Genomic DNA, 14386 nt, shown 5'->3' on the forward strand with positions numbered 1-14386 from the left:
CCCGGGTCGGTCGAGATGCATCAAAACAGCATGAGCGGGCATTCCTTTCTGAAAAAGGGAAGCGAGGCCGCTGACATCATTGCCAATTTCGATTGGTCCAAGACCTCGCTCGGCCCGATCGGCGAGTGGTCGCCGACCCTGAAAAGCGTTTGCAGCCTCATCCTCCATTCCCCGGTGCCGATCGTCACCCTCTGGAAGGAGGATGGCGTGATGATCTACAACGACGCCTATTCGGCTTTTGCCGGACGCCGTCACCCGGAGCTCTTCGGCTCGAAGGTCCGCGAGGGCTGGCCCGAGGTCGCCGATTTCAACGATCATGTGATGAAGGTCGGCCTGGCCGGCGGCACGCTCGCATACGAGGATCAGGAACTCATCCTCTATCGCGGCGGCAGCGGCGAGCCCGAGCGGCTCTGGACGAAGCTCGATTACTCGCCGATCTGCGACGAGAGCGGCACGCCGGTTGCCGTCATGGCGATCGTCGTCGAGACCACCGCAAAGGTGAAGGCAGAGCAGCAGCTGCGCGCCGAAAAGACCCGTCTGCAGAAGATGTTCGAGCAGGCGCCCGGTTTCGTCGCGACGATGAGCGGCCCGGAGCATCGCTTCGAAATCGCCAATGCCGCATACCAGCAGCTCGTCGGCCATCGCGATGTCGTCGGCAAGACGATCCGCGAGGCACTGCCCGAAGTCGAGGAGCAGGGTTTCGTGGCGCTGCTCGACCAAGTGCGCCGCACGGGCATCCCCTATATCGGCTCCGAACAGCTGGTGAAGCTGCAGCAGAAGCCGGATGCGGAGCTCATCGAGCGCTATCTCGATTTCATCTATCAGCCGCTCCTTGGCGAAGATGCCCGCGTCTCCGGCATCTTCGTACAGGGCTATGACGTGACCGAGCGGAAAGAGGCGGAGGATGCCGCGCGCGAGAGCGAGTCCCGCTTCCGGCTGGTCGCCGAGAATGCGCCGGTCATGCTCTGGATGAGCGACGACCAGATGCGCTGCCTCTATCTGAACGCCGCGATGCGCCAGTTCTGGGGCGTGGGCGAAGCCGATGTCTCGGCCTTCGACTGGAACGCCACGATCCACCCAGACGACGTCGCTCCGCTGATGGCCTTCGTCAGCAAGGCGGTCGCCAAGCGCGAGGCCTTCGGCGTCGAGGCCCGCTATCGCAATTCGGACGGCGAATACCGGCTGCTGCATACCGACGCCCGGCCGCGCTTCGATGTGCGCGGCGAATTCCTGGGCATGATCGGCGTCAACAGCGATATCACCGACGCGCGCAGCGAGGAGACGCGGCGCATGGCACTGATCGAGCTCGCAGACTGCATCCGCCAGACCACCGAACCCGCTGAAATTGCTTACGCCGCCGCCGAGATCCTCGGCAAGGCGCTGCATGTCACCCGCGCCGGCTATGGCACGATCGATCCGATTGCCGAGACGGTGACGATCGAGCGCGACTGGAACGTGCCGGGCAATCCGAGCATCGCAGGCACGCTGCATTTTCGGGAATATGGCACCTATATCGACGACCTCAAGCGCAACGAAACCGTCGTCTTCGCCGATGTCGACAAGGACCCGCGTACGGCCGCGACCTCCTATGCGCTGAAGGGCATCGGCGTCCATTCGGCCGTCACCGTGCCACTGACCGAAGAAGGCCAGATCGCCGCCGTCCTCTTCCTCAACAATGCCGTGCCCCGCGAGTGGCCGGAGGTCGAGCTCGATTTCATCCGCGACTTTGCCGAGCGCACCCGCACCGCTGTCGAGCGCCGCCGGGCCGAGCAGGCACTGCAGGAACTCGCCTCGTCGCTGGAAAAGAAGGTCGCCGAACGCAGCGCCGAACTCGACCGCGTCTGGCGCAATTCCGGCGACATCCTCGTTGTCATGCGTCCCGATGGCGAAGTCCGCGCCATCAATCCGGCCTGGTCCGATCTGCTCGGCCACCGGCGCAAGGAAGTTACCGGTCATCATCTCTGCGAGTTCCTTGTCGACGGCGATCCGCCGCTTTTCGATGCAGCGCTGAAGCAGGCTGTATCGGGCGAGGAGATGCAGGGGCTGGAGCTTAGCCTCAACCACAAGAACGGCGGCCAACGCACTGTTTCTTGGCGCTTTTCCTTCGAAAGCAACATGGTCTTCGCCTATGGCCGCGATGTCACCGCCGAGAAGGAACAGGCAGCCGCGCTGCGCGACGCCGAGGAGCTGATCCGCCAGACGCAGAAGATGGAGGCGATCGGCCAGCTGACCGGCGGCGTCGCCCACGATTTCAACAACTTGCTGCAGGTCGTTGCCGGCAATCTTTACCTGCTGAGCAAGGATGTCGGCGGCAACGAGCGCGCCCAGAAGCGCATCGAGCACGCGCTCGCCGGGGTCAACCGCGGCTCGAAGCTCGCCAGCCAGCTGCTCGCCTTCGGCCGCCGTCAGCCGCTGGAACCGAAGGTGGTCGATGTCGGCCGCTTCGTTGCCAATATGGGCGAGATGCTGCGCCGGACGATCGGAGAGGCCATCGAGATCGAGACGATCCGCGCCGGTGGCCTGTGGAACACCTTCGTGGATCCGGTGCAGATCGAGAACGCCATCCTGAATCTGGCGATCAATGCGCGCGACGCGATGGATGGCAGCGGCAAGCTGACGATCGAGGTCGGCAATGCCTCCATCGACGACGACTATGCCCGCAAGCATGTCGACGTGGCGCCCGGCCAATATGTCATGCTGGCGGTCAGCGACACCGGCTCCGGCATGCCGGCGGATATCATCACCAAGGTGTTCGAACCCTTCTTCTCCACCAAGCCGGTGGGCAAGGGAACAGGCCTCGGCTTGTCGATGGTCTACGGCTTCGTCAAGCAATCCGGCGGTCACGTGAAGATCTATTCCGAGATCGGCCAGGGCACGACCGTGCGCCTTTATCTGCCGCGCACGCTGGAGGAAGAGGACCTGCTCGCCGAGGGCGATCATGGGCCGGCGACCGGCGGCAAGGAGACAATCCTAGTTGCCGAGGACGACGAGGAGGTGCGTGCCACCGTCGTCGAGATGCTGGCCGATCTCGGCTACGGTATTCTCAAGGCGAAAGATGCGGCGAGCGCACTGACCGTCATCGAAAGCGGCATCGCGATCGACCTCCTGTTTACCGACGTCGTCATGCCCGGCCCGCTCAAAAGCTCTGAGCTGGCGCGCAAGGCGAAGGAACGGCTGCCTGAGATCGCCGTCCTCTTCACGTCCGGCTATACGGAAAACTCGATCGTCCATGGCGGACGGCTGGATGCCGGCGTCGATCTGCTGTCGAAGCCCTATAGCCGCGATGCGCTGGCCCGCAAGATCCGCCATGTTCTGAACAACCAGCGCCAGCGCAACATGGCCAAGGCCTCCCACCATGAACGCCGGACCACGCCGCAGGAAGCACCGGCCGAGGCGACAGCCCTGCGCATTCTCTATGTCGAGGACGACGCCTTCATCCGCATGGATACGTCGGAAATGCTGCAGCAATCCGGCCATGCCGTCAGCGAAGCGGGCAGCGCCGAGGAGGCCCTGCCGAAGCTCGGCCCCGGCAGCTTCGATATCCTGCTGACCGATGTCGGCTTGCCTGGTATCTCGGGCGCGGAGCTCGCAAAGCAGGCACGGGCGATCGACCCCGGGCTCGCGGTGATCTTCGCCACCGGCAATTCATCGGTCGCTGGCTTCGAGGCGGATGCCGGCGCCATCGTGCTGGTCAAACCCTATAGCCAGGCCGATCTCACGGCTGCCGTTCTGAAGCAGACGCGCTCGCGGTAGCGAGCGCGCCGGTATTTTTCTCAGACCTTCTGCAGCTTCCAGGTCCTGATCTCGAAAGGCATGATATCGGCCCCGCCTTTGCGCTCCATCGGCTCTTCGAGAATGTTCAACGGACCGGATGCCTTCCAGCCCGACGGCAGCGACAGAGAAAGCTTGCCGCGGCGCCCTGCCGGTTCGTAGAGGCGAAGCACAAGCCCCTCGCCTTCTTCCGCAGACTTCAGCCCCGAGAAAGCAACCGGAGTCCCCTCGACCGCGACGGGAGACACCGTGCCGACGGCCAATCCGCTGGCCTCGACCGTCATCAGCGGCTGGTTGAGGTCGAGCGCCTCGTCGAGCACCCCGCCCTCATGCCATGCCCCTTCATGCGGCATCAGCGCATAGGTGAACTTCTGCGATCCCTCGTCGGCGAGCGGATCGGGATAGACCGGAGCACGCACGATGCTCATACCGATGACATTGCCGCGGGCGCTATGGCCGTATTTGGCATTGTTGAGCAGCGCGACGCCGAAGCCCGGCTCGCTGATATCGACGAAGCGGTGAGCCGCCGCCTCGAACATCGCCTGCTCCCAGGAGGTGTTCGTATGCGTGGCGCGCTCGACGACGCCATAGGCGCATTCGAACGTCGCTGTGCGGGCGCTGACGGCAACGGGGTTTAGCGTGCGCAGCAGCGTGCGCCGATCATGCCAGTCGATCTCCGTCTCGATATCGAGCCGCTTTCCATTGGCCGTCAGCACATAGGTATTGGTGACGCGCGAGTTCCGGTAGCGGTGGACGACGCGGATCGACGCTCGCGATGGACCGCTCTCGACCAGCTCGATGCTCTCAGGCGTCTCCAGGCGGATAGCCTTCGCCGTATAGTCGACGTCGACATCCCAGGCATCCCAGTTGCGCGGCTTGTCGGCCGGATAGACCCAGAGCTGGTTCGCCGAACCATCGATGGCCTCGCGGCCGCTCGCCTTGTGAACCAGGCTGGTGACCGAGCCATCCTTGCCGATGACGATAGCAAGATGGTCATTTTCCAGCCCCTGCTTGGTCGCCTTCAGAGCACCTGCCGGCTTCAGGCCATTGCGATCGAACACCGCGACGGAGAGCGGCGCGACGATATCGGCAGACGAGATGACCGTGCCATCGGGAAGTGTCGCATTCAGCGGCCGAGACGACAGTGACGGGTTGACGGCAACGAGAGCGGAGGAGACGCCGCCCTTCGGCAACACGCCGGTGAGTGCATTAAGACCCGCGGCCTGCTCTTGCCGCGCATTGCCGATCACGCCGTCGAGCTCGTGCTCGGCATCGGCATAGACCTCGCGAATGCTCGACCCCGGCAAGATGTCGTGGAACTCGTTTTTCAACACGACGCGCCAGTCGCTTTCGAGGCTGCGCGGCTTCTCCGCCCCCAGCATATGGGCGAGCGAGGCGATGGTTTCGGCGGTGATCAGGGCACGCTCGGCCTGGCGATGCTTGCGCTTGACGCCGCTCTGCGTCGTCAGCGTCGCGCGGTGCAGTTCGAGATAGATTTCCCCATCCCAGACCGGAAGCTGCTTTTCGGACGCGGCCTCATGCGCCCGCTTGTAAAAATCCTCGACCCGTCCCCAGCGCGCCTGCGGGATCGCCGGGAAGTCGCGAAGCTGCACTTCGCGCTCGACCATTTCAGGCGTCACGCCGCCACCGCCATCGCCGTAGCCGACGGCAAGCAGCGACGTATCGTGCTGGGTCTTGCCGCGGAAATTCTTCCAGGTCGGCACGAAGCAATCGGGCTGCACGAAGCCGTTATAGCCATGCATCGGATTGTCGAAGGTGTGGGTCAGAACTTGGCTGCCATCCAGCCCTTTCCACCAGAAGAGGTCAGAGGGGATATGGTTCGTCTCGCTCCAGTTGACCTTGATCGTAAAGAAGCTGTCAATGCCGCCGAGCCTGAGGATCTGGGGCAAGGCGCCTGAAAAGCCGAAGCAATCCGGCAGCCAGCAGACGGTGTGGCGGGTGCCGAACATCTTCTCGAAATAGCGCTGGCCGTACAGCACCTGGCGCGCCAGGCTTTCGCCTGTCGGCATATTGGTGTCGGGCTCGACCCACATGCCGCCGACCGTTTCCCACTTGCCTTCGGCAACCTTTTCCTTGATCCGCTCCAGCAGTTCCGGATCGTCCTCTTCCATCTGCGCGTAATAATGCGCGGTCGACTGGTTGAAGCGGAAATCGGCCGAACGCTCCATCAGCGACAGTGCCGTATTGAAGGTCCGGCGCATCTTGCGGCGCGTCTCGCGATAGGGCCAGAGCCAGGCGAGATCGATATGGGCATGGCCTGTCAGAAGCAGCTCGCCATTCGGCGGGAAGCGCTTCTGCAGCTTTTTCAGCCGGGCCAGCAGCGCATCATGGGCCGATTGCGCCAGACCGCTCTGCTCGTCGTCGAGACCGGCAGGATCGGCCTGCAGCTCCGGCAGCTCCCAGATCTTCTGCTGCATGACAGCGCCAGACGTGCGCGACACATAGGCCGCGGTATCCGAGGGCCAATCGAGCGACGCGAGCGCCTGCTCGGCTGCTTCGAGCAGATAGGGAACCGCCTCATGCTCGCCCAGGACACCAGCGGCCTCGGCGATCTGCCGCAATAGCAGATGCAAGCGGTGCACCGGCTCGTCGAGCCAGATCAGCCGCGCCCTGTTCAGCCTCGGCGCCCGGTTCGGCTCGCCGAAAGGGAAGCGCGCGACACTCTCCGTCGTAATCGAAAACACCCGGTCCTTGACCGGAAATTCCTGGTGATAGGGATCGAGACCGAATGTCTCGGCTTTCCCGCCTGCATAGTTCAGCGTGATCAGGCTCTCGCCGCCGAGATCGAGCTGCAGGCGGATCTTGTCGAGCGGCCAATCGGCCGGCGCCTTTGCCGAAGCCTGGAAATGCACCGTGCCGTTGCGATGCGGCCAGTCCTGACGGTGGGCGATCGGCTCGCCATCGAAGGTCCAGCCATCGATCGAAACACTGCGCCTGTCGCGCCAATGCGCAAGCTCGGCGGTGCGGGCCTTCAGGCTGTCTAGGCGTTGGGCAATGGTCAGAGACATGGCGTGTCCTATCGGAAATGTCAGCAACGGATCATCGGGGAGAACGGGGGATCACGCACAAAAAAGCGCGCCGCGCATCCGTCTCCTCCATCGGATCGCGCCACGCCTCTTAGATTAAGTAACTTTGTTTTCACGTCAAGGACGGATGAGATCGGTTATGGGAGATTTGCGTGAGTGGTGGCATCCGACGCCTCACGGACCCGCGCCTATTCGCTGTCGAACACCTGCTATAAACTCGCTTGCCAAAGAACGAACGACTACTAGCTTTCAGCCGATCTGCACTTCCCGGAGAGGCCGACCCATGCAAAGCCATCGCAAGAGCCTGTTTTTCTCACTCGCTCTGATCGTAGCAGGCGTTCTTGCGTTCTTTCTTTTCCTCTTCTTGACCGGGCACGACCCGGACGAGACGCCGCTGACGCTGATGGAATGGATGCTGGCGGGAGCGCTGATTGCCCCGGGGTTCGCCTATCTCCTTCGGTGGAGAGCGCAGAAGGATCGCTAGCTTCGCTCGATAGCTGAGCCGCTACACACCCGGCGGCACAGTCCCCCTGCTCGCGACGTCATATCCCAATCCGCGGAGCGCGCGGACGAGCGCCTGCGGTCCTTTGGTTTCCTCCACCCTCGTCTCGCCGACGCCTTCCCAGTAGCGGCGCTGCCAGCTGGCGAAGACCGCCTCGAATGCCCTGTAGTCGGCATCGGACATCAGGAAGGGTTCAGGAAAGTGGGCGACGTAGAGTGCGCCTGAATTCATCGATTCCCACTCGATGACGATCGTTCTCAATGCGGCGTCCTCCGGGACTGTGGTTTTGGTGACAATGCCAGCTGTTTCTGGAGGTCGTCCAGCATTGGCCTTTGTCCCTTGAGCATCTTTTCCGCCGCCTGTTCAAGCGAAAACCATCCGGCGCGGTCGACCTCGGGAAAGCGCTTCCTTTTGCCGGATTTCGGTGGCCACTCGATTTCGAATTCTATGCTCTCGATATGATCGGCATCGAGATCGGTTTCGACCGACCAGGCGATGACGATCTTGCCGCCCGGCTGCCTGTATTCGCCGAGCAGGCGAAAGTCGCCTTCGATGACGACACCGAGTTCTTCGCGCGTTTCACGGATCGCCGCCTCGAGGTCCTCCTCTCCTGCTTCGACGATACCTTTCGGGATCGACCAGGCGCCCTCGTCCTTGCGCGCCCAGAAGGGGCCGCCGGGATGGGCGAGCAGCACTTCGGGGCCGCCGGCGGCGGCGCGATGGATGAGTAGGCCTGCGCTACGCACCGCCATCGGATACGCCCTTCACTTCTGGCAGAGCTTGGACATGTTGCGTTCGAGGCCGCGACGCAGCGCGCCGGAGATCTCGTCCTTGAGGCTTTTGACCACGTCGCCGAGATTGCCGCCGGTATCGGTGATCTCGATCGAGCTTTCAGTGGTCTTGCAGGTCGCGAGATCGACATGAACGCTGACATCGGCGGTCGCCGAGAAGCCGCCCTGGACCATGGCATTGTCGGAGGTCTTGCAGGCAAGCGTGCCGCGAACCTTAGCGTCGGCGAGGTTGCCGTTCACCGATAGCTGCAGCTGGTCGATCTTCACATAGTCGAGCTTGTCGACCCCGATCTCGACGCTGACCCCGAAACTCGATGCCTTGGCCTTCAGCGATCGGCAGGGCTGGGCTTCGCCGATGGCGCGCTCAAGCGCATTTGCGGCACTTGCCGGAACGGGGATGGTCATCGGTGCGATCAAGGCCGCGGCGGCAAGCATGTTCATCGATCTTCGCATTGCATTCTCCTCGCAGCAGCGGCCGTTTTGTGAGGCCGCCGTCCTCATCTAGGATTCGCAGGCGCTTGTGCCATAAGCAAGGCGCCAATTGCCCGCATGCGGAGACTTGGAATTCTTCGGCAGGAAATCAGATACTTACGATAGGGTGGGCGTTACTTTCATCACTTTCTCGGCTAAAGAGCAGTGAAGCGCTCAAGGAAGTCGGTCATGCGGTATCTTCGATCAGGGCCGCGGCGTCAGGCCCAGGAAACGGGCGTTGCGCGGGGCAAAACGGTGGGGTTGCGATCCGGAGAGATCGCCGACCGGAATATCCGCGTCATCCTGGAGGCGATCCGGCGGCATGGGCCGCTGACGCGCATGGAGCTTGGCCAGCATTCCGGCCTGACCGGCCCCGGCATCACCAATATCCTGCGCCGCCTCGGCGAAGAGGGACTGGTCATCTCGAACCGGCGCAATGGCGCCGGCGGAGGTCCGACCGCGACGGAATTCGCGCTGCGGCCGGAAGGCGCCTATTCGATCGGCATCCGGGTGCGCGCCCGCCGCAGCGAGGCGGTGCTGATCGATCTCAGCGGCCAGGTCCACGACCGCATCTATTTCTCTCTCGATCCGGCGGCCCCCACGGCATCGGTCAGCGAGGCCATCGGATCGATGATCGAGCGCCATGCCGATCTGCCGATCGTCGGCGTCGGCATTGCCTCAAACATCTGGAGCGAGGCTCAGAGCGAAGAGCTCGCCGCGCTATCCGGCCTGCCGCGGCCGGAGACGGAAAACGAATGCACCGCCGGCCTGCTCGCCGAGCGCACGATCGGCACGCCGGCGCCTGCGGGCGGCCTGGCGATGATCGTGCTCGATGACGACGTGCAGGCGGGATTTCTGGTTCGCGGCGTTCCCTATTCCGGCGTTCATGGCCGCGCCGGCGGTATCGGCGAGATGCGGACCGGGCCGGATAACGTTTCGCTGAACAAGGTTGCCGGTTTCGGCTCGCTTTGCGCTGCGGTCGGCAAGGAAGACTGTGCCCGGCTCCTGTCAGGCGAGGACATTTCCTCGCCCGAGCTGGCGCAATGGATCCGCGATGTCGCGAGCCACCTGCTCGATCCGATCATCGGCATTGCCGGTTTCGTCGCCCCGAGCGTCATCATGATCGGCAGCGATCTGCCGCGCGGAGTCATCGAGGCGCTGATCCATCAGCTGTCGGTGGAGCGCCGCGATACCTCGAAGCGCCCCTTCCTGACACCCTGGATCTCGCCGATGAAACCGGCAAGTTTCAGCGGCGGCGGCGTTGCGCTGGGGGCAGCACTCCTGCCCTTCCTCAACACGCTGCTGCCGCCGGTCTCGGCCTGATCTCAGGCCAGTGCCTCGTCCGTATGGCTGAGGTCGGAAGCGAGCGCCTTGTCCAGAACCTTCTGGATATTGGCAGCCCGCCGGAAGGACGGCTCCTGCGTCTTGCCGGCGCGAACCGCCTGCACGAAACGCTGGTAGTTGGTCTCGACAGGATCGAAGGGAACATCGCGCCAGGTCGCGGTGTGGACGTCCTCGCCGAGGCAGGCGCGCAGCGTCGATTTGCCGGTGTCGTAGATCATCTCGATCGATCCGGTCTCGCCATAGACGCGAAGGCGCAGCTGGTCCATCTGGCCGGCGGCGGTACGGGTTGCCTGGATGGTGCCGATTGCACCGGTGGTGAAATCGACATTCATCGTGAAGCTGTCATTGGCGTCGAGGTCGTACTCCCCGATCTTGTGGCCCGGCGCCTTGTTGAAGGTCTTCAGCCGGGCAAAGACATGCGCCACGTCGAGACCGGAGCCATAAGAGGCGAAGTCGACAATATGGATGCCGATATCGCCGAGTGCCCCGTTCGAGCCGTGCTTCTTGCTAAGGCGCCACAGCCATTTGCTCTCGCTCTTCCAGTCGCCCCAGTGGCGGCCGACCAGCCAGCTCTGCAGATGCGAGGCCTCGACATGCCTGACTTCGCCGATCTCGCCGGCGAGCACCATCTGCCTGCCCTTCTGCAGTGCTGGCGAGTTGCGGTAGGTGAAATTCACCATGCCGACCTTGCCGGATTTCTCGATCGCCTCGGTCATCTCCATTGCCTTGGTGGCGTCGGTCGCCAGCGGCTTCTCGCAGAAGACATGCTTTCCGGCGGCAACCGCCTGCAGCGTCGTCGGGTGGTGGATGCGGTCGGGGGTGACATTCGCCACCGCATCGAATTCGCCCCAGGCAAGCGCGTCCTCGAGCGAGCTGAACTGATGGGCGATACCGTGTTCGCTGCAGAAGGCCGCCAGCCGCTCGGGCACGACATCGACACCGCCGACGACGCTGACGCCTTCGATCTCCTTGAACCGCATGGCGTGCTGATTGGCCATTCCGCCAGTGCCGAGAATGAGTAATCGCATTCTATCCTCCATAGATATCGGGTGCGGCTGCCGCCACGGCAGCCGGGCAAAACACATCCTTTGCGTGTTGCGGATCTCCGCAAAACGCCTTGTCGATCTCGTTGGAAAGTGCGGTTCAGCCCGCCTAGCTTGTATTGAATGTCGCCAGCATCTCATTCCTCCCAAGTCTGGCTTGACATCAAATCAAAGTAACTTAATCTAATTAATGCAGCATGGAATTGAGGAGAGGTCAACTGACCACCAGGCTGTATCCGTTGAAAATGGGGAGGAGACCCATCATGAAGAGAGCGTTCGTCAGCGCATTAGCGCTGAGCACAATGTTATTTTCAGTGCCTGCCGCATTTGCCCAAGAACTGGCGACCAAGGACCGTATCGGCGCTGCCGATGCCCCGAAGACGCTCATCGTGCGGTTGACTAACGATAGTCCCAACAATGCCGACCCGGCGATTGCCGAAGGCTACCAGAAGCTGTTCGTCGAGTTCATCAAGAAGCATCCCGACTGGAAGCTGCAGATGCAGTTCATGTCGGCCGATATCGGCACCGAGCAGGCCAAGATGCTGGAGCAGGCGAAGGCCGGCAACGCGCCCGATTGCGCCGCCGTCGACTCCTTCGTGCTGTCGCAGTTCATGGTCAACAAGGTTCTCGCCGACTTCACGCCCTATTTCTCGAAGGAAGAAATCGACGACCTCTTCCCCTTCATCCGCAGCGGCATCACCGACAAGGATCAGACGATCCGCGCCTGGTGGTGGGACACCGATCTGCGCGTCCTCTATCGCAACAAGTCGATCGTGGCTGATGCACCCCAGACCTGGGACGACCTGAAGAAGGCCGGCATCGCGTCCGTTGGCGAAGGCATGGAAGGTATCCTCTTCAATGCCGGCCGTTATGAAGGCTCGACCTTCGACTGGCTCGCGAACTACTGGGCGCTCGGCGGCAAGCTCGTCGACGATTCCGGAAAACCCGTCTTCGGCGAAGGCGACAACAAGGAGAAATTCCTCAAGGCCCTCAACTATTACAAGGACCTCGTCGATTCAGGCGCTGCGCCGAAGCGTGTCACCACGATCGGCAATTACGACGACCTGAACGCCGCAGCTGCGGCGGGCACCACGGCGCTCTTCATCGGCGGCAACTGGCAATACGCGCAGCTGAAGGCAACGCTCGACGAGGACGAGTTCAAGAACTGGACCTTCTCGCCGATCCCGGGCCCGACCGCCGATCAGCGCTCGACCGGCACAGGCGGCTGGACGATCGCGTCCTTTGCCAAGGACAAGGACAAGGTCGAGATGTGCGCCAACCTCGCCCGCGAGGTCTATATGGGCCCGGCCAACGCGCTGCAACAGCAGCTGCCGACGCGCAAGTCGCTGTTCACGAAGTACGATGTCTTCGCGACCGAGGCCAACAAGACCTTCGCCGATGCCCTGGTGAATGGCCAGGCACGTCCGGGTGCGCCGATCTATCCTGAGATTTCCAACCAGATCCAGATCATGATGGGCGACGTGCTGTCCGGCACCAAGAAGCCCGAAGATGCTCTGAACGCCGCGTTCAACGCGACGCTGGAGGCCTACAAGCGTCTCTAACGATTTGAGATCGCGGCGGCGCCCATGACGGGCGCCGCCGGTCCCGTCAAACCCGGATAGAGAAGCCCTATGAGCCCCATCGCCATCGAGGCTGCCAGCCCGCCTCACAGCAGATCGTTCATGCGCCGTTTCGCCGGGGCGCCCCTGCCCTGGATCATGCCCGTCATCATCGTCATCGGCATTTTCTATCTTTACCCGGTGATCGACGTCTTCCGGCTGTCCTTCACCAATGCGACGCTGATCGGCGATAACCAGGAATATACGTTCGGCTCGATCACCAACGCGCTGAGTTCTCCGCAGCTGCCCGATATCATGTGGGCGACCCTCGTCTTCGTCGGCGGCAGCGTCGTCGGCCAGCAGATCCTCGGGATTGCCGTCGCCGTCGTCGTCGTTCGCGGCGAAAAGCGCGGTTTGTTCGGCACCACTATTCTCAGAACCACCGCCCTCGTCGCCTGGGTCGTGCCCGGCATTGCCGGTGGCATCATCTGGCAGATGCTGTTTTCCGAAGCGCCCTATGGCGCCTTGAACAGTATCCTGCGGATGATGCATCTGCCCGTTGTCGCCTGGCTTTCCGATCCGTCGATCGCGCCCTGGTCGGCGCTGATCTCCAACATCTGGCGCGGCACGGCCTTCTCGATGGTCGTCATGTATGCGGCGCTGAAGGCGATCGATCCTTCACTCTACGAAGCGGCCGAAGTCGATGGCGCCACGGGATCGCAGCAGTTCTTCTTCGTCACCATTCCGCAGCTGCGCGCCGCGATCCTCGTCAACATGATCCTGATCACGATCATGACGCTCAACACCTTCGATGCGATCATCACGCTGACTGGCGGCGGCCCCGGCCGCGCGACCGAGGTGATCTCGCTCTATGTCTTCAACATCGTCTTCAGAAATTACGATCTGTCGGGAGGCAGCGTGCTGTCGGTGCTGATGCTGATCATCAGCCTCGGGCTTGCCTTCGTCTATGCGTCGTTCCTGCCCAAGGAGGAAGAGCAATGAGCAGCAGGCGCACCGGCACCCGCCTCGGCGACTTTCTGAGCTATCTCTTCATGCTGGCGATGTTCGTCTTCTTCGCCGGCCCCCTCAGCTATCTCCTGTCGATGGCGCTTCGCGACCGGCGGGAAATCTATCGCGGCGTCGCCCGCTATATTCCGCACAACCCGACGATGGAGAACTTCGTCACGGTTCTCAACAACAGCTACTTCCCCATCTACCTCTGGAACGGCCTCAAACTCGCCGCCCTCAGCGGCCTCGGGGTGCTGATCGTCGCGTTGCCGGCCGCCTATGCCTTCTCGCGCTTCCAGTTCCGCGGCAAGGGCCTGTCGATGATGGGCCTGCTGCTCTTCCAGATGATCTCGCCGCTGGTCATCATGGTCCCGCTCTACCGCTACATGAACAAGCTCGGCCTGCTCGACACGCATTTCGCCGTGGTCATGGTCTATATCGCGCTCGGCGTGCCGCTCGCGACATGGCTATTGAAGAGCACCGTCGATGGTATTCCGCGCAGTCTCGACGAAGCAGCGATGATCGACGGCTGCAACCGGTTCTCGGTGTTCTGGCGGATCGTCCTGCCGCTCTCGGCGCCGGGCATCGCTTCCGTCTTCATCATCACCGTCATCGCCGGCTGGTCGCAGTTCCTCGTGCCATTTCTGCTGCTGACGCAAAACAACTTGATGCCGATCGGCGTCGGGATCTTTAACTTCCGTGGCATGCAGACCGACTCGTCCATTCAGCTGCTCGCCGCCGCCTGCCTGATCTCCGTCGTACCGGCGATCGTGGCTTTCCTCTCGCTCCAGCGATTGATCCTGGGCGCGATGACAAGCGGCGCGGTGAAGGGATGAGAGCGGCTCTGATG

11 protein-coding genes and 1 pseudogene are annotated in these 14386 nt (G+C 62.6%); 7 read left to right on the plus strand and 5 right to left on the minus strand.

What is annotated here, in order from left to right; all coding sequences use genetic code 11:
* Positions 1 to 30: 30 nt before the first annotated feature.
* Positions 31 to 1731 (plus strand): annotated as a pseudogene (locus ACQZ5H_RS11695) (PAS domain-containing protein); the annotation flags it as partial.
* A gap of 66 nt (positions 1732 to 1797) precedes the next feature.
* Entirely contained in the window at positions 1798 to 3753 is a 1956-nt protein-coding gene (locus ACQZ5H_RS11700) for a response regulator (protein WP_449097919.1), read from the plus strand.
* A 20-nt stretch (positions 3754 to 3773) separates the two neighbouring features.
* On the opposite strand, the gene ACQZ5H_RS11705 is transcribed toward ACQZ5H_RS11700, so the two are convergent.
* Positions 3774 to 6800 (minus strand): alpha-mannosidase, encoded by a 3027-nt coding sequence (locus ACQZ5H_RS11705; protein ID WP_449097781.1) that lies wholly within the window; start codon positions 6798 to 6800, stop codon positions 3774 to 3776.
* A gap of 301 nt (positions 6801 to 7101) precedes the next feature.
* Between ACQZ5H_RS11705 and ACQZ5H_RS11710 the strand changes: the two genes are divergently transcribed.
* Positions 7102 to 7302, plus strand: a complete 201-nt coding sequence (locus ACQZ5H_RS11710) for a hypothetical protein (RefSeq protein WP_413711517.1) — start codon at positions 7102 to 7104, stop codon at positions 7300 to 7302.
* 21 nt (positions 7303 to 7323) lie between these two features.
* Here the strand turns inward: ACQZ5H_RS11710 and ACQZ5H_RS11715 are convergent, their stop codons facing one another.
* The 3 genes from ACQZ5H_RS11715 to ACQZ5H_RS11725 are packed head-to-tail and all read right to left on the minus strand — an operon-like array spanning position 7324 to position 8552.
* Positions 7324 to 7581, minus strand: a complete 258-nt coding sequence (locus ACQZ5H_RS11715; protein WP_449097782.1) for a hypothetical protein — start codon at positions 7579 to 7581, stop codon at positions 7324 to 7326.
* Positions 7578 to 8072 (minus strand): NUDIX domain-containing protein, encoded by a 495-nt coding sequence (locus tag ACQZ5H_RS11720; protein WP_449097783.1) that lies wholly within the window; start codon positions 8070 to 8072, stop codon positions 7578 to 7580. The genes ACQZ5H_RS11715 and ACQZ5H_RS11720 overlap by 4 nt, the downstream gene beginning before the upstream one ends.
* Positions 8073 to 8084: 12 nt before the next feature.
* Entirely contained in the window at positions 8085 to 8552 is a 468-nt protein-coding gene (locus ACQZ5H_RS11725) for an LBP/BPI/CETP family protein (RefSeq protein ID WP_413712515.1), read from the minus strand.
* 219 nt (positions 8553 to 8771) lie between these two features.
* Here ACQZ5H_RS11725 and ACQZ5H_RS11730 point away from each other — a divergent pair, with 219 nt between their 5' ends.
* Positions 8772 to 9905: a winged helix-turn-helix transcriptional regulator gene (locus tag ACQZ5H_RS11730; RefSeq protein WP_449097784.1), complete on the plus strand. Its 1134-nt coding sequence runs from the start codon at positions 8772 to 8774 to the stop codon at positions 9903 to 9905.
* Between the two features lie 2 nt (positions 9906 to 9907).
* Here ACQZ5H_RS11730 and ACQZ5H_RS11735 read toward each other — a convergent pair whose 3' ends face one another.
* Entirely contained in the window at positions 9908 to 10954 is a 1047-nt protein-coding gene (locus ACQZ5H_RS11735; RefSeq protein WP_112712050.1) for a Gfo/Idh/MocA family protein, read from the minus strand.
* A gap of 278 nt (positions 10955 to 11232) precedes the next feature.
* On the opposite strand from ACQZ5H_RS11735, the gene ACQZ5H_RS11740 reads away from it, so the two are divergent.
* The 3 genes from ACQZ5H_RS11740 to ACQZ5H_RS11750 all read left to right on the plus strand — a co-directional run bounded on the left by ACQZ5H_RS11740 (position 11233) and on the right by ACQZ5H_RS11750 (position 14372).
* Positions 11233 to 12531, plus strand: coding sequence for an extracellular solute-binding protein (locus ACQZ5H_RS11740; protein ID WP_112712052.1), 1299 nt, complete (start codon positions 11233 to 11235; stop codon positions 12529 to 12531).
* Positions 12532 to 12600: 69 nt separating this feature from the next.
* Complete coding sequence (locus tag ACQZ5H_RS11745; RefSeq protein WP_449097785.1) at positions 12601 to 13530, plus strand: carbohydrate ABC transporter permease; 930 nt, start codon at positions 12601 to 12603, stop codon at positions 13528 to 13530.
* Positions 13527 to 14372 carry a carbohydrate ABC transporter permease gene (locus tag ACQZ5H_RS11750; RefSeq protein WP_130283764.1) on the plus strand — a complete coding sequence of 282 codons (846 nt, stop codon included), beginning with the start codon at positions 13527 to 13529 and terminating at the stop codon, positions 14370 to 14372. The genes ACQZ5H_RS11745 and ACQZ5H_RS11750 overlap by 4 nt, the downstream gene beginning before the upstream one ends.
* Positions 14373 to 14386 lie beyond the last annotated feature (14 nt).

It is taken from the genome of Rhizobium sp. 21-4511-3d, assembly GCF_053522545.1.

Bases quoted from the DNA above. Each gene is read 5' to 3' on its own strand.
- ACQZ5H_RS11705 (WP_449097781.1), bottom strand. From the start codon at position 6,800: ATGTCTCTGACCATTGCCCAACGCCTAGACAGCCTGAAGGCCCGCACC.
- ACQZ5H_RS11710 (WP_413711517.1), top strand. From the start codon at position 7,102: ATGCAAAGCCATCGCAAGAGCCTGTTTTTCTCACTCGCTCTGATCGTA.
- ACQZ5H_RS11720 (WP_449097783.1), bottom strand. From the start codon at position 8,072: ATGGCGGTGCGTAGCGCAGGCCTACTCATCCATCGCGCCGCCGCCGGC.
- ACQZ5H_RS11725 (WP_413712515.1), bottom strand. From the start codon at position 8,552: ATGAACATGCTTGCCGCCGCGGCCTTGATCGCACCGATGACCATCCCC.
- ACQZ5H_RS11730 (WP_449097784.1), top strand. From the start codon at position 8,772: ATGCGGTATCTTCGATCAGGGCCGCGGCGTCAGGCCCAGGAAACGGGC.
- ACQZ5H_RS11735 (WP_112712050.1), bottom strand. From the start codon at position 10,954: ATGCGATTACTCATTCTCGGCACTGGCGGAATGGCCAATCAGCACGCC.
- ACQZ5H_RS11740 (WP_112712052.1), top strand. From the start codon at position 11,233: ATGAAGAGAGCGTTCGTCAGCGCATTAGCGCTGAGCACAATGTTATTT.
- ACQZ5H_RS11745 (WP_449097785.1), top strand. From the start codon at position 12,601: ATGAGCCCCATCGCCATCGAGGCTGCCAGCCCGCCTCACAGCAGATCG.
- ACQZ5H_RS11750 (WP_130283764.1), top strand. From the start codon at position 13,527: ATGAGCAGCAGGCGCACCGGCACCCGCCTCGGCGACTTTCTGAGCTAT.